Source organism: Bacillus sp. Root131 (genome assembly GCF_001429475.1).
Taxonomy (GTDB): Bacteria; Bacillota; Bacilli; order Bacillales; family Bacillaceae_G; genus Bacillus_A; species Bacillus_A thuringiensis_S.
The window spans coordinates 1-19,580 of record NZ_LMJQ01000001.1 but is presented as its reverse complement, the minus strand read 5'-3'; the positions used below and the strand labels follow the sequence as shown (position 1 = coordinate 19,580).

Below are 19,580 nucleotides of genomic sequence, written 5' to 3'. Positions count from 1 at the left end.
TACTATTTGCAAAATGTAGGTCTTGCTATTCATAAAAAAATGCTCATCAATATGATGAGCATTTTTTTATGATGATTTTTCTCGTTTTTTTCGAAATGGCAACCACCAGTTCCAGTCTCCAAATAACTTCATTAAGCTTGGTACGAGCATAAGACGAATAATTGTTGCATCAAGAAATATTGCTAATGCGACGCCAAGCCCCATCTGCTTTACTGGTAAAATATCAGTAAATGCGAATGCACCCGTTACAACAATCATTATTAAAGCAGCTGATGTAATGATTCTACTTGTTGAAACGAGCCCTTCTAACGTTGCTTGATCGTTATCTCCTGTTTCTTCATAGAGCTCATGAATGCGTGAAATAAGAAATACTTCATAATCCATACTAAGCCCAAATACGAGGCCAAAAATGAAGATTGGTAAGACAAACAGAACCGGACTCGCTTCTAAACCGAAATGACCACCTTCAAATAACCAAACAACAATTCCAATGGTTGCACTTAAACTAAGTATATTCATAATAATTGCCTTAATTGGAATGAGTATAGATCGGAATGCAAATAATAATATAACAAAGGTCGATCCAAATATAACAGACATACCAATTACAACTTTATCTTTAATTTCATCTTCTAATTCTTGTTGAAACGTCGTCATTCCGCCTAGATAATACGTAACATCCGTTTCTTTATAGTTCTTTTTAAAGTCACGCACCCACTGTTTTGCAGTCTCTGTACGTGGTTTTGTTTTCAAAAAGACTTCTATCGTCGTCTTATTCCCTTTCGTGTATGCTTCAAATACAGGAGTTAGTTTCGCTGACTCTGGCGACTGCAATATTCCAACAACTTGATCTGCTTTCATTCCAGTTAACCCGTCGTATAAACTTCTTACTTCATGTACTTTCTTATCATCTTTTAACTTTTGAACGACTTCTTCTATCTTTTGTAGACTTTCTTTTTCTTTCATATCTTCTTTCGTCTCTACAACTAACATAACATCAGCGTGTGTTTTGACAGTTTCATTAAATGCTTCTTCATACTTTTCATATGCAATCCTTGTATCACTCTTTTCAGGTAAAGCTTCAACACCAGGGAACTGCAAATTAGCTGTACGTAACGGCAATAAGCAAATAACAATAAATGTTGTAACAACAATAATCATTGCGATTGGATGTTTCATTACAAATTGTGCAAATTTACGCCATGCTTTTGCCGGCGTATGTGCTACTTGATTCTTTTTTAATATTCTTTTACCTATTAACGATAATAGCGCTGGAAGAAGTGTGAGTGAGAATAAAATACTCATAATCACAACAATCATTCCGCTAATCGCGACAGATTGAATATAATCTATCTTAAAGAAAAACAAACCTGACAACCCAACAAATACGCATAATCCTGAAAATACAATTGCACGTCCTGCCGTCTGATATGTAATTGCTATCGCTTCTTTTACCGTTCGTTTAGCAACTTCCTCTCGAAAACGGTTCACAAATAATAGCGCAAAATCAATAGATAGTGCAAGTCCAATCATCGGTGCAACGTTTAACACGAAAATAGAAAGTTCTTTATCCACACCGATAAAATACAATATACCCATCGTGCTAATAACACTAAGCGCCCCATTCAAAATCGGTAAAATTGATGCCAAAAGGCTACCAAACGAAAATAGTAATACAAGAAACGCAATTGGTAATCCAATCATTTCTGCTACTTTTAAATCATTTTGCGTTCTTTCATTAATCTCTTGATTAATTTTCGGAAATCCTGTAGGTGTTACTTTTAATGCTACATTACTTTCTTTCTCAATCTCATCAGCAAATTGTAATGTCTTTTCCATTCTTTCTTTATTTGTTTTCCCGGAAAATAAAATTGTCGCATAACCGATATCACCTTGTAGCATTTCTTTATTTTGGATTGGGTGATGGAAAGATTCATAGTTCTCTTTCTCTTGAACATTCTTTACAATTTCATCTATTCGTTTTTTAAATTCCTCATGCGAAGCATCTTTATTTTTCTCAAAAACGAGCAGAAGCGTATCTTGAGACCTCTTAAAATCTTTATCTAAAATTTCTTTTGTTTTTTGATAGTCGCCTTCCGTTTGGAAACCGTCACCACCTAATACTCCCGGTAGCTTTGGAGCAAAAATCCCAAGTGCGATTGCGAGCAACAGTAACGCTACAATTACTGTATAACGAAATTGATACAAAAAAGCTCCTAACTTGCCCCACTTATCAACTTTATGAACATTTGTCTTCACACATTTTCACCTACTTTAAATAATTCAATTGTCACTTATACTGTATCATATCTTTATACAAACAAAAAACGCCTAGGAACACTATAATGATAGTTTTTCCAGGCGTTTTTTCTATCTCTCTTTATTAAACCCCAATCTCTCAGTAAGTAAACGATGATAGTAAATAGCGATAACTAACAAAATACAACCTACGCAGTAACCAGCTAAAATATCAGTTGGGTAATGTACATTTAAAATGACTCTACTTAATCCAATCGATAGAATTACTGTGCCCATCAAAATCGTTGTGACACATTTCCCAGCTATGCTTTTCAAATTAGCAGCAATGATATAAGCAAGAAATCCAAATGTCATAATTGATAGCATTGCATGTCCACTAGGAAAACTATATCCAAGTGCATCTAGCGCTTCATTTAATGACGGACGTTCTCTCTGTACAATCTCTTTTATCCCTTTATTCACAAGATGTGTTATTAAAATTCCCAGTGGATACACAATCATCGTAGCATAATAACGCTTCTTCCAAAAAACAAGCAAACTTATAACGAGCGTAGCGACTATCCCAATTGCTGATCCCAATTTTGTAAAGTACGAGAAAAATGTAAGGGAACTCTCCGTTTGTAGCCCTTTTACTAATCCACGGACATATGTATCCATCACGGTAACGCCACCTGCATGTACGCGCCAAGCAACAATACCAAATACAGCAAATAATAAAGCAATACACATTATCTCATATTGATGTAACTTCTTCTTCAAACGATTTCCTCCTACTATGAAAAAATGCGATTTCTACTTTAGAAACCGCATTTCCTTACTTATTTACCTTTTGTTTTTAGCTCCGTCCAGTAACGATCATAGTCTTTTAACTTATCATCTACATCAACAAGCCATTCTGTACGATCTAACTCTTCTTTCGTTAAGAAAATCATGTGATTATCACGGTATTCTTTACTATGAAGAGGATGAGCTTTTTCATTTGGATTACTGTAACCAATTGACTCGTAGTTTTTCACACTTACTTTTTCATCTAGTAAGTAGTTCATAAATTTCTCAGCAAGCTCTTTATGTTTTGCACCTTTTGGAATTGCTAACGTATCAGCCCAAATTGTGCCGCCTTCTTTTGGTACAACGTATTCTACATCTTTATTATCTTTTGCGATAAATGCTGCATCTCCAGACCAAACTGTTCCGATCCAAGCATCTTCTGTAATGAATTTTTGTTTAATGTTGTCTGTATCAAATGCTAATAAGTTTGGAAGCAGCTTCTTTAAATCATCTGCTGCTGTCTTTAACTCTGCATCTTCTTTCGTACTGTTTGAGAAACCGTGCTTCTTAAGACCCATTCCTAATACTTCACGAGAATCGTTTAGTAACGTTACATGTCCTTTATATTTCTCATTCCATAAGTCAGCCCAGCTTGTAGGTGCTTCTTTCACATACTTTTTATTGTATGCAATCCCTGTTACACCCCAAGTGTACACTAAAGAATATTTATTCTCTGGATCAAACGCCGGTGTTTTGAAATTAGAAACCATGTTTTCGATATTTGGGATATTCTTTTTATCTAACGGCGCTAATAAATCCATTTTCGCCATTGTTTTAACCATGTAATCAGATGGCTGAATTAAATCATACTTTGCGCCACCAGCTTGTAATTTCGCAAGCATTTCTTCGTTACTTGCGTACTTATCATAGTTAATTTTCACATTATATTTCTTTTCAAAATCTCTTAGCACTTGCTCATCAAAATTGTCAGCCCAGCTATAAATATTTAATTCTTCTTTTTTTTCACCACAACCAGCAAGTACACCAGCAACAAGGCTAAAGCTAATTGCTGCGCCAGCTATTCTTTTCATTAATTTCATCGGTTTATTACCCCCTCGTACTTTCTATATCGTTCGTATTATAAAGGAAGGTGTCCTCCAGAGTTTTCTTCACCATCTGCACCTTTGTTACGGAAGATTTCAGATAGAACCATTAATCCTACGATAGCAACAATTAAAATTGTAGAAAGAGCATTAATTTCTGGTGATACTCCGCGCTTAACCATACTGTAAATGTATAATGGCAATGTTGTTGATCCTGGTCCTGATACGAAGAAACTAATTACAAAATCATCAATTGATAATGTGAATGTTAATAATGCTGCCGAAATAACTCCCGGTGCAATTGCTGGGAACGTTACATAACGAAACGTTTGCCAAGGCGTTGCTCCTAAATCATTTGCAGCTTCTTCTAAGTCACGTCCCATACTTGAAAGACGCGCAGCTAAAATAACAACAACAAACGAAATACTAAATGTAATATGTGCAATAATAATCGTTGTTTGTCCAAGTTCCATTCCTAACTGACTGAAAAGAATTAGTAAAGATAATCCCATTAAAATATCAGGAATTAAAATTGGTAAATATACAAGGCCATTAATAGCCCCTTCGAAACGATATTTATAACGATGTAAAGCAATCGCAAAGAATACGCCAAGTACCGTTGTCACAATCGTTGTTATAACTGCAATCGTAATACTATTTACAAATGCATCAATAACATCTTGTTTTTGAAATAAATCTGTATACCAATGGAATGTAAAACCTTCCCACTCCGCATTAATGCGAGAGTCGTTGAAAGAATAGACCATTAAAACCATCATTGGAAAATACAAGAATAACAAAATTAACCAAGAATAAGAAACTAAAAACTTCTTCATCTTTGCCTATTCCCCTCCGTTCTCATTATATTTATATACTTTCGTTGCACGATAATATAAGTAAATTAACAGAACAGAGAATAGAACAACGATAATCGATAACGCAGATCCAAACGGCCAGTCACGTGCACCTAAGAATTGGTTTTGAATAACGTTTCCGATTAATGCTACTTTCGATCCGCCCATCACGTCTGATACAACAAACATTCCGATAGAAGAAACGAATACTAAAATAGAACCAGTCGCAATTCCTGACATTGTCATCGGCACTGTTATATTCCAAAATGCCTTTATTGGTGTTGCTCCTAAATCATAAGCCGCTTCTAGCTTACGCTTATCTAGCTGCTCAATTGCTGCATACACTGGTAAGATCATAAATGGTAATAAAGAATAGACCATTCCGAGTATTACAGAAGGAGTATTATATAATAAATTTAACGGTTCACTAATAATACCAAGCTTTAATAACAACGTATTCACAAGGCCTTGTGAACGTAAAATAACAATCCATGCGTATGAACGAACAAGAAAGTTAATCCAAAACGGGATCGTTGCCAATAATAAAAGAATAGAACGATATTTGCGGTCAACAATTGTAATTGTATACGCAAATGGATAACCAATTAATAAACATATTACTGTAGTAATAACTGCGATTTTAACAGTTTCCCATAATGTCCCTAAGTACAATGGATCAAACACACGGGATATATTCTCCAGCGTAAATTGCATTTCTACTGTCCCGTAAGCTCCGCGCTGCATGAAGGCGAATCCTAATACGAATACGAGCGGGATTAGGAAGAAAATTAATAACCACGCGACTGTAGGTAGTGCGAGTAATTTCCCTTTTTTCAATTTAAGGTCACCTCGTCCTCTTGCTCCCAGCCTACATATACATTATCTCCAATGCTCCACTGCGCTGCCTCTTCAGCAGTTTGATATGCCATTAGTAATTCTGATGTTTTCTCATCACGTACATAAAGCTTCTCCATATTTCCGACAAACTCTATATCTTCAATATGTCCAAGATGGTATTCTTTTAAAATTGGTTCTTCAACCGAACGTACTTTTACATTTTCAGGGCGAATTGCTACATAGCCTTCCCCGTTTTTCACAATATTATTTTCACCGATGAATGTCGCAACGAACAACGTTTTCGGCTTATTATAAATTTCTTTCGGCGTTCCGATTTGTTCGATATGTCCTTTATTCATAACCACGATACGATCGCTCATGCTCATTGCTTCTTCTTGATCGTGCGTTACGTATATGAACGTAATTCCTAAATTACGTTGTAAGTTTTTCAATTCACGTTGCAAGTCTTTTCGTAACTTAAAGTCAAGCGCTCCAAGTGGCTCATCTAATAGTAATACACGCGGATTATTTACAATTGCTCTTGCAATTGCAACACGCTGCTGTTGTCCACCAGAAAGCTTCGCAGGTTTACGATTACGGAACTCAAGTAATTGCGTTAAACGCATTGCCTCTTCAGCACGCTCTTTCTGCTCTGCTGCTGATACTTTCTGCATTTTCATACCAAAACAAATATTCTTCTCCACTGTCATATGTGGGAATAGTGCGTAATGTTGGAACACTAGGTTCATATGACGCTTATATGGCGGTAAATCGTTAATTCTTTCATCATCTAATAAAAGATTCCCTTTAGTTGGAGTTTCAAATCCTGCGATCATACGAAGTAAAGTCGTTTTCCCGCAGCCACTCGGCCCTAAAATTGTTAAAAACTCTCCCTCTTTAATATCTAAAGAAAGAGGTGGGATAATCACTTGATTTCCAAAATGTTTTTCAACTGCTTCAACTTTAATAATCTTTTTCATTTTCCCGTCCTATCTACCTTAAATTTTAAATTTTTATATTCATGAATAAATATTTATGTTCTATAGACTATTTTTTGTTTCGATCCAAACAAAAATGGTTATTTAGCAAGCGTTCGTTTCTATTCTTTATGTAGTATGTTTGATTCATTTTCGCATGATACATAACGTCGAACAGAAAAACCCCTTCCATTGCGAAGGGGCTATTATCATACGGCTGCGCCTACTGATAAACACCATCATCATTTTAACAACTTTCGTATGAATTTTAAAGCACTTTTTGTAGAAGAGTAACGAATTTTCATGTCGAATGCTGTAGATTGGGCTAAAATGCTTTTATAATGTGAAAAAGTCCGAAAACTTTCTTTCCCATGATAACCCCCTAATCCACTACTTCCAACACCCCCAAAAGGTAAATATGGCGTGGCAAGATGATAGACAACATCATTAATACAGCCTCCACCATATGAAATATTACTCGTCACTTTCTTTTGTACTTCTTTATCTTCAGAAAATACATATAACGCTAACGGCTTCGGATGTTGCTGAATTGTGCCAATTACATCTTCTATATTGTCGTACTCTATGATTGGTAAAATCGGGCCAAAAATTTCATCTTCCATAACAGCATCTTGCCATGTAGTATCCGCTAGTACTGTCGGCTCAATATGTAATGTATCTTTCTTATAGTTTCCACCAATTACGACTTGACCATCTTGTAAAAATCGACATAATCGTTCAAAATGACGCTCACTTACAATACGCACGTAATTTTCATTTTGCAAAGGTTCTTTACTATACTGCTCTGTAATTTCATGTCGCATTGCCTCAATTAGCTTTTCTTTCACGGAAGAATGCACGTACATATAATCAGGCGCTACACACGTCTGCCCTGCATTTAAAAACTTACCCCAAACAATTCTTCTTGCTGTCATCTCTATCTTTGCATCTTTATGTACAATACAAGGACTTTTCCCGCCAAGTTCTAACGTAAGCGGCGTCAACTGTTTCGCTGCTGCTTCCATTACAACTTTTCCAACGCCAACACTACCAGTAAAGAAAATATAATCAATCGGTTCCCTCAGCAAAGATGTACTCTCTTCAACGCCACCTTCTACTACCGCTACAAGCTCTTCTGGGAATAACTCACCTAACATTCTCTTAAGCACTTTTGAAACGCTTGGCGTTAACTCTGACGGCTTTAAAACGATTGTATTTCCAGCTGCCAGTGCTCCTACAAGTGGTGCAATTGCTAATTGGAACGGATAGTTCCACGGTGCAATAATAAGCGTAACACCATACGGTTCTGGCACTACTTTTCCTTTTGATCCAAAATGAGTCAGTGCTGTTCGAACTCGCTTTGGTTTACTCCACGATGACATATGTTTCAATTGAAAAGAAATTTCTTTTAATACATATCCAACTTCCGTTGTAAACGACTCGTGAACTGACTTATTTAAATCTAATTTCAATGCCTGAAATATTTCTTCTTCAAAACGCTGAATGCCTTCATAAAGCCTCTTCAAATTATTCTTTCTCATTTCGATGCTTCTCGTATGCCCTTTTAAAAAATATTCCTTTTGCCTACTTACAATAGAGGAAATACTCATTCACTCACCTTCTCCCACTATTTTTATCCAGTTCTTTCATTATTTATATAGACTTCATATATAATAAATTTCTATTCTTAAAGTTACATTATATATGACTTTTTCAACTATATAAAATTCATTGCTCACAAAAAAACTACCGAAAGAAAATCTCTCGGTAGTTTCACAGTATTAACGATATAAACGAACAGCACCTGCAGAATTATCATCAGCTTGTCCTACTACTTCAAACTTCAGACCAAGCTTCGGTAAAATACGTCCTGCATCTGGAATCTGTTGATTAATATACGTTTTCGAATCATCAAACTTCGCTACACCCGCTAAGCCATCATACGTATACGTTCCACGCGTTGGAGATACAACTTTCCAAGCTGGCGTTTTATCGAATGAGAATGCCGCATCAGCGATTTGGAATCGTGTACTACTATCAATTGTTGGTTTACCATTTAAAGTTCCTACAATTGCTTCTGGATGAGAATCAACTACACCAAGGAAACCATGTCCTGGATGTAAACCAACCCAGTTATCTGCGTAAGCTGAGTCTGCATACCATACAACCATACCTGAGTTATATTCTGGACCGCGAGCAAATTTCAATGCGCTATCTGATCCAGTATGGTTTCTCCACTCTACGTAGTAGTTATGTTTTTTCTTCTCTGTTCCGCTAGATACAACGAAACCATCTAATTTTAATTGTGGTGTACCTTCAGCATCATCTGAGAATGTAACTTTACCATCTACTGTTAATGACGCATTATCAAGTAGGAAACCATTTAATGCTAAACCACCATCCGTAATGTACTCAAACGTTAATTTTACTTTTTTACCTTTGAATTGACTTAAATCATATGATTTGTCAATCCATTTTCCATTTGTCGAATCTGCATTTCCACTATTTGCTTTCTCGCCAAGTCTTTCAATTAACGTTTTTTGACCATCTTCTGTTACAGCATGTACTTCAAGGAAATCATACTCTGCTTCGATTTCATATAACGATTTGAAATCAAATTTCGCATTCGTTGCATTCGTTAAATCGAACAGTGGTGTTTCTAACGTTGTATGAAGATTATCACCTTTTGTGCTGTAGTAATACTGCTTACCAAATGCTGGTGCAATTGTTTTTACATCTTTATCTGGTAAGTTAACACGAATCATACCTGGACGGTTAGATTTCGTAACACTTTGGTCTAAATATGTTGCTAGACCGATACCTTTATTTAATTTCTCGTAATCTACTTCTACGATATTTGCCCAGTTACCACCAATTGTTTTTTGGAAAAACTCTTTATTTTGTGGTGAGAAACTCGTTGGTGTTGTTCCAGCGATTTTACCAGCCCAGCTGCCGCCACTCATAACAGACCAAGCTTGAATTGGCTCACCATGACCCGTATAGTCTGTATCATACTCATCTGGTAAACCTAAATCATGGCCATATTCATGCGCGAATACACCAACTGCGCCATCTTCTGGTTCAATTGTGTAGTCGAATGCTGCCATCTTTCCGCCCCAATATGGAACTTTCGCTTGTGTGCCTTCAATTGCGAATGGTTTTGGTCCAACTGTCCAGCGATGTGACCAAATTGCATCATCACCTAATTTACCACCGCCAGCTTCTTGTCCAACACCCGCATGAATAATCATTAAGTGATCGATTAAACCGTCTGGTTGATTTTGATTTCCATCACCATTTACATCGTATTGATCGAACTGATCAAACTGTGATAAATCAAGACCGCTATCTACAGCTGCTTTTAATGCATCTTTTACTAGATCACGTGGTCCTTTTGGTCCTTTATTATCATGACCTGTAGCAGCATCTGCACCATAATCAGCAGCTTTACCAGGAACTGTTAACCATTTTGTAACTGTTCCGTCCACTGTGTAACTACCACCGGATTGCTCTTCGTAATATTGTTTAAATGTTTCGATTTTGCTTCCATCCTCTAACGCGAATGGCTCATCACCGAATAACATTTTTTCATAGTGTTCTTTGTTAAAGTCTTCCGAATACATATAACCAGGTTCTTTATCGATGTTGTTATGTTTAAAATCAGCGTACTCTACAAGTAAAACAAGTACCTTATCTTTACGAACATCGCCGTTATATGCTTTTTGTTTTGCTGGAGAAGTTGGTACTTTACCATTTAGTCCGCCTTTAACTGGTCCTGTCGCTGCAGGTGTCCCTGTTGCTGGCTGATTTAGTTTTTCTTTCGTATCTGCTTTCGCATCTTTCACTTTCTTTAAAAAGTCAGATGCTTCTTTCGTAAGTTGATCCCCATTTGTTGCTTCTTTCCCAGGATTTTCACCCTTTTTGTCCTCTACATACTTTTCAACAGCTTTCTTTGTTTCTTTCTCTGAAGCTGAAGAATCAATTACCCCACGTTTTTTCAGTGCATCTGCTAAACGCTCTTCTGGAATTAAATGATCATCCACTGGGCTCGTAGCTGTTTTATTCACAGGTGTTTCAGCATATGCCGATTGAGTGCCAGCTCCGAATGAAAGGCCTAATACAGCTGTCAAAGCGATCGATGACAAAACTTTGAACGGTTTCTTGTTCATCCCTTATTTCCTCCCCTAATAAATAATATGTATTACAAATTAAATTTTATTAAAAATTCAATATTTTTTCAATATTTAGTCATATTATGTAATGTTTTTAATATATTTGTAAAAATTTCATAGTTAGCATACGGATATATCACAATTCAACAATGTTTTCTGAAAATATTGAAAGTTTTTATCGAACAATTTATAATTTCCATAGAGGGAGTTTAATGGGGATTTTATCTTTGTTTCATCTACAAAGTATTTGATAATTCACTATATAAAACACAAAGTCCGATTGCATTATCATGTATTCTGTAGCAGCAATTATGACCGATAATTAGGGAGGAATTACATTTGTACAAAGATAAGACAGACGCACTGGATCAAGAATGGATTGATTTAATACTTGAAGCTCTAGATGCTGGTATCGCCATGCAAGACATCGAACAATTTTTCCAACGTATGAAGCCATCCAGTCAGGCTCAATAGGTTTGTTCTTTTTAACGAAGTTTATGTTATAATAATGACATCATAAGACAACTACATATTGATAGAAAGGTGCGCAAATATGATTGGAGAACGTATAAAACGCCTTCGTTTACAAAAAGGTATTTCATTAACTGAACTTGCCGAAAAAGCTGGCGTTGCTAAATCTTACATTAGTTCTATAGAACGAAATTTACAAAAAAACCCTTCCATTCAGTTTCTTGAAAAGATCGCAGCAGTTCTACAAATTCCAGTTGATACTTTACTTCATGATGAAACAACAAAGGCAACTAACCTAGACTCCGAATGGACACAACTCGTTAAAGATGCAATGAACTCTGGTGTCTCCAAAGAACAATTTCGTGAATTTCTTGAATTTACAAAGTGGAAGCAAAATCAAAAATAATAATAGAAAGAAGTGCTTACAACCAGCACTTCTTTTTCTTTATAAAAAAAAGCGGGAATACCCGCTTTTTTATTATTTTTCTTCCCCAGCTTCTTGGTTAGCATTGAATGTCCATTCTAAATTCAATGTATCACCTTGGAAGATATTTTGGTCTTTTCCATCATCTACAAATTCAAATTGTACCCATAGATAATCCTCTGTACCAGCTGCTAATCCACCCTTTTCTCCCCACTCAGGAGCAAAGATGTCTTTAGCTAAAAGATCTGGATCAACTTTTTGTAAGTCTGCTAAAGTTGTTTCGTATACAGGCTCACTTTGTTTATCCCAGTTCCAAAGGAATTTTACTTTAACGTGCTTACCAAAGTCTTCACCAGCATTATCACCTTTTGCATCTTTAACAGTATACTTTGTTGCTAATTTAACGTCTTTAATAGTTAACGAACCGCTGTTTTGTAATAAGAACTCTTTCTTAACAGAATCCCCTGGTTTTAAATCTTTAATATCTACAAGCGTCTTAGGGTTTAATGTAAGGTCTAACGTCCCAGCTGCAAATGTATTGTTTGATACTTCTTTATCGCTAAAGAATGCAAATGTTCCTCCACCAATTAAAGCTAACCCCAATGCTGCTGATGCAACTCCCATACCTAATTTCTTTTTCAGACTCACAATCAATTCCCCCTAGCTTTTTTTTATATTTTTATCACTTATTTTTCAATAAGAGATGTAAAGAAAACTATATTAGCTTAGCTAATATGTGTTCTTTTTTAAAAACCTTATGTTCATTATAACGAACAACCCTATATAAACACAACACATATTTATTAATATTTTCAATTATTTTTATTTCTCAATATTATTTAGATTTTTCAGAAAAAATAATGATGATTTATAACTTTTTTCACACTCAAATGCATTTAATACTATAAGAAAAAAGAAAAACAAAGAGGTGAGGGCTAACGTTCCCTCACACTCATATAAATATTACTAGTTTTGCTTATTCGTTCATTATCTCTTGCACCACATTCTTGTTTTCCAGCCGTTTCACTACAGCAGTTACTCCGCTTTTTTCTGTTCTTCTGCTTTCTTTTGCTCTTCTACTTTCTTCTGTTCTTCTACTTTCTTCTGTTCTTCGGCTTTCTTTTGTTCTTCTACTTTCTTCTGTTCTTCTACTTTCTTCTGTTCTTCTACTTTCTTTTGTTCTTCTACTTTCTTTTGTTCTTCGGCTTTCTTCTGTTCTTCTACTTTCTTTTGTTCTTCGGCTTTCTTTTGTCCTTCCGCTTCAATTGCAATGTTTAATTGTTGCTGAAGAGCCTGAATTTGCTCATCAATAGCTTTCAAGCTAATTTCTTTCTCAATATAGTCATGTTTCTCTTTGATACTGCGAAAGCCTTCATTTACATATACGGACACTTGCTGCATCGACTCATCTTTATTTACCTTTAATTCTTCTTGTATTTGATTGTAAGGAGCCTCTATTTCAGTATATACATTTTGCAGAGCTTCCTTCTCAGCAACAATTTTCTCACGCCCTTGTTGCCATACAGAAATCGCCTGTTTTATTTCTTCAATAGAAGTTGCTTTCGATTTCCCCTTCATCGTTCCATACTCACGCTCAATAAACTGTTTATGTTTCTCAGATTGCTCTTTTAACGTATTAACTGTTTTCGGAAATATAATTGCTGTAGAAAGCGTCGCTTCCACTTTCGTTTCATGAATGAACGCCGCTTCTGTATACGTCATAATTTGAGATCCTAAATAAAACGTAATAGAACACATACACGGCAATATAAGCATCTTTTTAAAATTCCGCGGTCTTTTCAGCATCTTAATCTCCCCCATCGAACATTACGTTCTTTATACAGAACATTATCTATATTATAGTAAAGAACTATTAAAATTGATAGACAAATACTAGAAAAATAGAAAAAGGGCTATCCATGTGATAGCCCTTTTTGTTATTATCTTTCTTCACCTGCTGTTTGTTGTGCATCAAACGTCCAATTTAATTGTAACTTATCGCCTTGGAATTGATTTTGATCTTTTCCATTATCAACGAACTCAAATTTCACTTTGAATTTATCAGATTTACCTGCTGAAATACCTTTTTCATCCCAGAACCAAGCCGATAAATCATTATCTACAGCTGTAAGTGTGTCACCTTTTAATTTATCTAAAGTAGTTTGTTTCACAATTGTCTCATGCTTATCTACATTTTTTAAGAATGTTACTTTAATATGTTTACCAAAATCATCTTTATTATCTTTCTTTACATCTTCTACATTATAATCTGTTTTCAGTAGAACCTTTTTAATATCTAAAGAGCCTTTATTTTCTAGTTTAAATTCTTTTTCAATTGTATCCCCAGGTTTTAAATTCGATACGTTAACAACTGTTGATGGATTTAATGCTAAATCCAGTGTCCCAGCCGCAAATGTATTGTTTGACACTTCTTTATCACTGAAAAACGCAAATGTTCCTCCACCAACTAACGCTGCTCCTAGTACTGCTGATGTAATACCCATTCCTAATTTTTTCTTTAAAGTCATGTCCATATCCCCTTAATATATATTTGTTAACTTCCTAAACGGAAAGTATAACCAAACGAACTAGACGGATTGTTCTACTTTTTTATCTTTCTTTTCTCCGTCAATACTACGAATAGCACCAAAAATAGAAATCGCGGAATAACCAAGTAAAAAGACTCCTGGAATAATAAGAAGTAATGCTGCTCCCGCTTTTGAATTCGCATAATTCAGTAAATACCCAACATACGGAACTGTAATATCTGCATACTTTCCAACTACATTTTCTGCAAGTACTGGCTCTAAATCTGGTCCGTTGTTGTTATCCCCTTTTGTTTCATACACTACTTTTCCATTTGTATCTTTTACACCGATAATACGGTGAGTGATAATTTTTTGATCTTTCTCTTTAAAGGTAATAACATCACCTTTTTGATATTTAGAACCATCTTTGTTTGGTTCTATTGCAATGATTGATCCTGTTAAAAACGTTGGCTCCATTGATCCTGAAAGAACGCTCTTAAATTGATATCCCATCACTGTGGGATCACCACCGCTTGCTTTTGAAGAAATAACTACAAAAGCTAAAAACACCATCAATGCAAATAAAACAAATGAGATCGCGTTGCTAATTACCTTCCAAATTAATTTCATCGACTCTCTCCCTCTCCGTTGTTTTATATTATTTGAAGTATGCAATGTTCATTTCGTTCTTTAACAAGAACACAAGTAAATGATATAACGAACTTTAGGTTATTGCAATAAGAAAATTTACAATTATTAGTTAAAAGTATTTTTAGCATAGAAAAAGACTGTGATAAAATCTCCACAGCCTTTTTACTAATACGTTATTTTTCTTCTGTTTTCATTCCTTTTGTATTTCGGCGTAGCACTACATATAAAATGGCTCCAAATAGTACAAGTGCGCCTACCCCAACACTTATTACTTTCACATTTGACTCTTTTTCTTCTGATACAATTGTATCTTTTTTAGGCATCGCAAAAGTGACATCTTCTGTTGAAAGAACATTTACCGTCGCAATTGTTTGATTATTTTTCGTAATATCAACTGCACCAACTACCTCACCACGATGAATTCCTTTATGATACAAAGATTCTTTATCTAATGAAGCTGCCCGGAAAATAGTTTTCACATTTTTCCCTTCATCTTTCTTAAGCATAAGTTCTGCACTTTTTTCAAGTTCACTATTAATATCTTTATTTAAATATGTTGTTTTTTGATGCCAACTATGTTTATCTAGTACAGTTTGCTTCACAAATTGACCAAAAGAATAGTCCGCCATCTGCTTCAAATCTTCATAAATTTCAGGTCTTTGAGAAGCCATTACTACATTTATAATACGATTTCCATCTTTCTCATTTAATAAAACAAGTGTATTACGCGCTTCATTCGTAAACCCTGTCTTACCGCCAATGCTATATGGATTTTCAAAAAAATTAGATTTATTAAAAATAGACACCGTCTGCCTAGACGTCGTAACTGTCGTTCTTTTCGTATTCATCGCTTGTAAAATTTCAGGATAATTTTGCACACCTTTCGTAATCATAGCCATATCATATGGCGTCGTATAATGATTCGGATCATGCAATCCATTCGGTGTTACAAAGTGACTATCTCTCGCTCCTAATTGCTTTGCTTTCTCATTCATCATATTGGCGAAATTTTCAACACTCCCGCCAATCCGCTCCGCAATCGCATACGACACATCATTCGCACTCAGCACCATTAAAATCATAAGCGCAGTATTTCTATTAATTGTCTCTCCAGGTTGAAACTCAATTTGATAATTACTCTTCTCTTGATCTAATGCTAATTGTGAAAATGTAAATTGATCCTCTGGCTTTGTATGCTCCATGAGTAGAATCGCTGTTAACACTTTCGTCGTACTAGCAGGATATGCGCGGTGATATGCGTTTTTGTCATACAAAACATCTCCTGTTTTCGCATCAATTGTCGTTGCAAACTGACTAAAAACATTTGGTCCTTCCGCAGGTGGTGGTGCAACTTGTTCTGGATTTACTCCAATATTCGTCTCAGCACGCAATGTCATAGGTGTCAACAAAAACAAACAAATAACTGTAATAAAAACCGAAATTTTCTTAAAATTTACCATATGACTCTCCCTTTTCCATTTAATCCCTTAACAAAATAATATATCTACCAATCATATGTAATTTGTATTAAACTGGAAGAATTTTCACTATTTTTTACTATATCATATTTTTACGATAAAGAACATAAATATACAATAAAAATAAGAAGGAATTACTCTTTCTTATCCTTCTCATCAATCAACGAATCTATTAACTTTTGACTAGCTTCCTCGGGCGTAATCTCATCCGTTATCCCCATAAACGACCAACCTTTAGAATCAACCCACTCAACAAACTCTTGTAAAAATTCATCATGTGTAACATCCACATCAAGAATCGATCCATTAATCGAAATCGTTCTATTTCTAGACACGCGCATCTTGAACGTTTTTCTTACCATTACAACTTTTCTCCCTCTACTCCTGAATATTTATAAAATAATCTTGTATCTCTGTTATACATGATTTTCAGTAAATTGTAAAAAGGATATATTGGCCAATTTAAATAGCAAAAATGAAAATCTCTTACCTACGTAAACGTAATACGACATATAACTGCTCATAAATTATTAAATAAATTCATAAAAACATACAGTTATGTGGATTTATTTAAGTAAGCCATTATAGCCTTTTGGAAGATATTATCTAAAATAGTATACTAAACGGATGAAGGATATTTGAATACAGAAACTGAGGCTTTCTATTTAGCTGGACTCTTAAGTGGTAGACTTAGAGACTGATGCCGAAATTCATATTTAATTTCTATTTCTGTACATAATATTGTAAGAAAGAAGGTAGTACTGTGAAAACAACAGAAAATTTTACTGACAGGGCCGATATATATGCACAATATCGTCCTAGTTATCCTAATGAATATATTGATTACTTACTTTCAGCTAACCAACTGAAAGGAAATCCGATTGTAGCTGATATTGGTTCAGGTACGGGTACGGGGATATTTAGCCGCCAGCTGCTTGAAAGTGGTTTACATGTTATTGGAGTTGAGCCAAATAATGATATGAGGAAGATGGCTGAGCAATCGTCAAAACTATATTCTCGTTTTCAATCCATAAAAGCAACTGCTGAAAATACCACTTTAAAAGAAAATAGTGTAGATTTAGTAACTGTTGCCCAAGCATTTCATTGGTTTGATAAAGAGGCTTTCAAAATTGAATGCCAACGAATTTTAAAACAAAAAGCAAACGTTGCTCTTGTTTGGAATAGTAGAGATTTAACTAGTCCACTTATTAAAGAGAACGCAGAAATTTGCCACATCAAATTCAAATGACTTTCGTACAATAAAGTAGAATATATTAGAAAACACCTTAAAATGAGGAGGAACTCAATGGCGCGTTGTACGTATTGTAAAACGAAGTGGAAAGTAAAAGACGTATGGTCGCTTCTCATAACATTTGAAAAAGATTGTCCGTATTGTTTTGGAAGACAATATATGTCTAATGATACTTTTCATCAAGCTAACGCCGCTTTACCACTGTTATTTTTATGCCCTTTAATTGTTGATTTAAGCGATGAAAATCCTTTAGATAAATACCGGAAATAATATAACGGCTACATTCAAAAACTACTTTTCACTGAATTTTCTTCTTATCATTATCCCTTCATACATTACTAGCATAATCGCTTATACTTTCCCTTTTGAAGATTCCGTAGCCCAGCAGGAATAGCGTCCTCTGAACAAGGTTTATCAATTATGACTAAAAAACAGTGATATATGTATACTGTTAAACATAAAAAATTAGCATTAGGTTCCAATCAAATATTAATTGAAACTCAGCACCGCTTGTATTCTGTAATTCAGAATACAAGCAGTGTTTTTTATTATGCATTTTTGCATACAGTATGATTTTCTCTTGTAAATAGATAATAATGGTATATAATAAAATCAACGTTTTACCAATAAAAGGTAATAAAAAGCAGTGTGATAAGTAAATAACCAAAACGTATTAACAGATTTGCTCTATGTAAATCATGATACATATATGGAATCAAAACTATGAAATTATATGTAGAGGTTAGATTACTACAAGATGAAAGATTCATAGCGAATACACTCGAGGAAAAAAGCGTTCGATTAGATTAATGTTATAAAACTACTTAATGTGGTATCTATGGAACGAATTGAGAATATACTTAGGGGGAATTTCAAGTGAAAACATTTGGTAAAGTATTATTAACAGGAGCTTTAGCTTTAGGTGGTTTAACAGCTATGAACATTGATACACCAAAGGCACATGCTGACGGAGCAAGCGAGTTCTGTCGTTATATTTGTGGTCCTAGCGAAACGGTGAACGGTGTTACAGTTCAGGTACACTCTACACAAGTTACTTTTGGTAACAGCGTAATTGCAAGAATTACAAATGACCGAGCGGAAGAAATTCATTACAATGTCAGCCTTGAAAAGAAATATGGCGATAGATGGGGAGAATTTGAAACCAACTTCCGTTGGCAAAATCAATGGGTCCCAGCTGGAAGCAATGATGAAATTGCAACTTTCACAGGATATGGCGATGATATTTATGAGGATGGAACATATCGTTATAAAGTCGAAATAAAAGACGCTGACGGTTCTATTGATACAATTTACACAGCAGGAATGACAGTTACAGGGCGATAGCTCATGACTGAGTTCCATTATTTATGATTTTATTTTTGATAATATCATTGATAATTGCGGTAATATTATTATTAAAATAAGCTCTTCGGAGCTTATTTTTTTATATAAAAATTGGAATGATAATATTCAGAAAATTACATCTTTACACTATTAAAGTTTGTTGCTATTATAGGAATACATCAAATGTTACAATATTCAACAGATTATACAAATCCTCCGATTACACGAATGAAATGAAAACACATTGCTGGTGGTAATATTTATAGTTGGGATCCCGTAGCTCAGCAGGGAGAGCGCCACCTTGACAGGGTGGAGGTCGTGAGTTCGATCCTCTCCGGGATCATATGAAAAACCCCTTGATAGTTGAAGTGAACCCCGAAAACGGGACACCAATCAAAACACCTAAACCACTTGTTCCCTAAATTCTTTAGGGGATAGGTGGTTTAATTTTTCTTGAATTCG

General features: G+C 35.1%; 18 protein-coding genes, 1 tRNA gene and 1 pseudogene. 6 read left to right on the top strand and 14 right to left on the bottom strand.

Features of this window, described 5'->3' with window-relative positions:
- Nucleotides 1–66 precede the first annotated feature (66 nt).
- The 8 genes from ASE54_RS00100 to inhA1 form a co-directional block, all read right to left on the bottom strand.
- Nucleotides 67–2,259 (bottom strand): MMPL family transporter, encoded by a 2,193-nt coding sequence (locus ASE54_RS00100; protein WP_000856414.1) that lies wholly within the window; start codon nt 2,257–2,259, stop codon nt 67–69.
- A 111-nt stretch (nt 2,260–2,370) separates the two neighbouring features.
- Complete coding sequence (locus ASE54_RS00095; RefSeq protein ID WP_000727778.1) at nt 2,371–3,018, bottom strand: phosphatase PAP2 family protein; 648 nt, start codon at nt 3,016–3,018, stop codon at nt 2,371–2,373.
- A 59-nt stretch (nt 3,019–3,077) separates the two neighbouring features.
- Nucleotides 3,078–4,127 (bottom strand): spermidine/putrescine ABC transporter substrate-binding protein PotD, encoded by a 1,050-nt coding sequence (gene potD / locus ASE54_RS00090; RefSeq protein ID WP_000772489.1) that lies wholly within the window; start codon nt 4,125–4,127, stop codon nt 3,078–3,080.
- Between the two features lie 38 nt (nt 4,128–4,165).
- Nucleotides 4,166–4,966, bottom strand: coding sequence for a spermidine/putrescine ABC transporter permease PotC (gene potC / locus ASE54_RS00085; protein ID WP_000714192.1), 801 nt, complete (start codon nt 4,964–4,966; stop codon nt 4,166–4,168).
- 6 nt (nt 4,967–4,972) lie between these two features.
- The gene (gene potB, locus ASE54_RS00080) at nt 4,973–5,821 is read right to left on the bottom strand and encodes a spermidine/putrescine ABC transporter permease PotB (protein WP_000715500.1); all 849 of its coding nucleotides are present in this window, start codon (nt 5,819–5,821) and stop codon (nt 4,973–4,975) included.
- Nucleotides 5,818–6,801 (bottom strand): spermidine/putrescine ABC transporter ATP-binding protein PotA, encoded by a 984-nt coding sequence (gene potA / locus ASE54_RS00075; RefSeq protein WP_000720333.1) that lies wholly within the window; start codon nt 6,799–6,801, stop codon nt 5,818–5,820. The genes potB and potA overlap by 4 nt, the downstream gene beginning before the upstream one ends.
- A gap of 239 nt (nt 6,802–7,040) precedes the next feature.
- Complete coding sequence (locus tag ASE54_RS00070) at nt 7,041–8,408, bottom strand: aldehyde dehydrogenase (protein ID WP_000028385.1); 1,368 nt, start codon at nt 8,406–8,408, stop codon at nt 7,041–7,043.
- Nucleotides 8,409–8,579: 171 nt separating this feature from the next.
- On the bottom strand, nt 8,580–10,967 hold the full coding sequence (inhA1, locus tag ASE54_RS00065; protein WP_001035950.1) for a M6 family metalloprotease immune inhibitor InhA1: 2,388 nt from the start codon (nt 10,965–10,967) through the stop codon (nt 8,580–8,582).
- 342 nt (nt 10,968–11,309) lie between these two features.
- Between inhA1 and ASE54_RS00060 the strand changes: the two genes are divergently transcribed.
- Together ASE54_RS00060 and ASE54_RS00055 are read left to right on the top strand one after the other, a co-directional pair.
- The gene (locus ASE54_RS00060; RefSeq protein WP_000276219.1) at nt 11,310–11,444 is read left to right on the top strand and encodes an anti-repressor SinI family protein; all 135 of its coding nucleotides are present in this window, start codon (nt 11,310–11,312) and stop codon (nt 11,442–11,444) included.
- Between the two features lie 79 nt (nt 11,445–11,523).
- Nucleotides 11,524–11,847, top strand: coding sequence for a helix-turn-helix domain-containing protein (locus ASE54_RS00055; protein WP_000578875.1), 324 nt, complete (start codon nt 11,524–11,526; stop codon nt 11,845–11,847).
- Nucleotides 11,848–11,919: 72 nt separating this feature from the next.
- On the opposite strand, the gene calY is transcribed toward ASE54_RS00055, so the two are convergent.
- From calY to ASE54_RS00025, 6 genes are all read right to left on the bottom strand, one after another.
- Nucleotides 11,920–12,513 (bottom strand): biofilm matrix protein CalY, encoded by a 594-nt coding sequence (gene calY / locus ASE54_RS00050; RefSeq protein WP_000053713.1) that lies wholly within the window; start codon nt 12,511–12,513, stop codon nt 11,920–11,922.
- Nucleotides 12,514–12,900: 387 nt separating this feature from the next.
- On the bottom strand, nt 12,901–13,671 hold the full coding sequence (locus ASE54_RS00045; protein ID WP_014895204.1) for a DUF4047 domain-containing protein: 771 nt from the start codon (nt 13,669–13,671) through the stop codon (nt 12,901–12,903).
- Nucleotides 13,672–13,805: 134 nt separating this feature from the next.
- Complete coding sequence (locus ASE54_RS00040; protein WP_000172852.1) at nt 13,806–14,393, bottom strand: CalY family protein; 588 nt, start codon at nt 14,391–14,393, stop codon at nt 13,806–13,808.
- 60 nt (nt 14,394–14,453) lie between these two features.
- Nucleotides 14,454–15,023 carry a signal peptidase I gene (locus ASE54_RS00035; protein WP_000767804.1) on the bottom strand — a complete coding sequence of 190 codons (570 nt, stop codon included), beginning with the start codon at nt 15,021–15,023 and terminating at the stop codon, nt 14,454–14,456.
- A 194-nt stretch (nt 15,024–15,217) separates the two neighbouring features.
- Nucleotides 15,218–16,504 carry a D-alanyl-D-alanine carboxypeptidase family protein gene (locus ASE54_RS00030; protein WP_000247041.1) on the bottom strand — a complete coding sequence of 429 codons (1,287 nt, stop codon included), beginning with the start codon at nt 16,502–16,504 and terminating at the stop codon, nt 15,218–15,220.
- Between the two features lie 152 nt (nt 16,505–16,656).
- The gene (locus tag ASE54_RS00025) at nt 16,657–16,884 is read right to left on the bottom strand and encodes a hypothetical protein (RefSeq protein ID WP_000251862.1); all 228 of its coding nucleotides are present in this window, start codon (nt 16,882–16,884) and stop codon (nt 16,657–16,659) included.
- 401 nt (nt 16,885–17,285) lie between these two features.
- On the opposite strand from ASE54_RS00025, the pseudogene ASE54_RS00020 reads away from it, so the two are divergent.
- The 4 genes and pseudogenes from ASE54_RS00020 to ASE54_RS00005 form a co-directional block, all read left to right on the top strand.
- Nucleotides 17,286–17,753, top strand: a pseudogene (locus ASE54_RS00020) (class I SAM-dependent methyltransferase); the annotation flags it as partial.
- Nucleotides 17,754–17,828: 75 nt separating this feature from the next.
- Entirely contained in the window at nt 17,829–18,044 is a 216-nt protein-coding gene (locus tag ASE54_RS00015; RefSeq protein WP_000090226.1) for a hypothetical protein, read from the top strand.
- A 606-nt stretch (nt 18,045–18,650) separates the two neighbouring features.
- A complete protein-coding gene (locus ASE54_RS00010) occupies nt 18,651–19,118 on the top strand; it encodes a hypothetical protein (protein ID WP_000846651.1) in 468 nt (155 codons plus the stop codon).
- A gap of 270 nt (nt 19,119–19,388) precedes the next feature.
- Nucleotides 19,389–19,461: transfer RNA gene (locus tag ASE54_RS00005), tRNA-Val, on the top strand.
- The last annotated feature ends 119 nt before the right edge of the window (nt 19,462–19,580 follow it).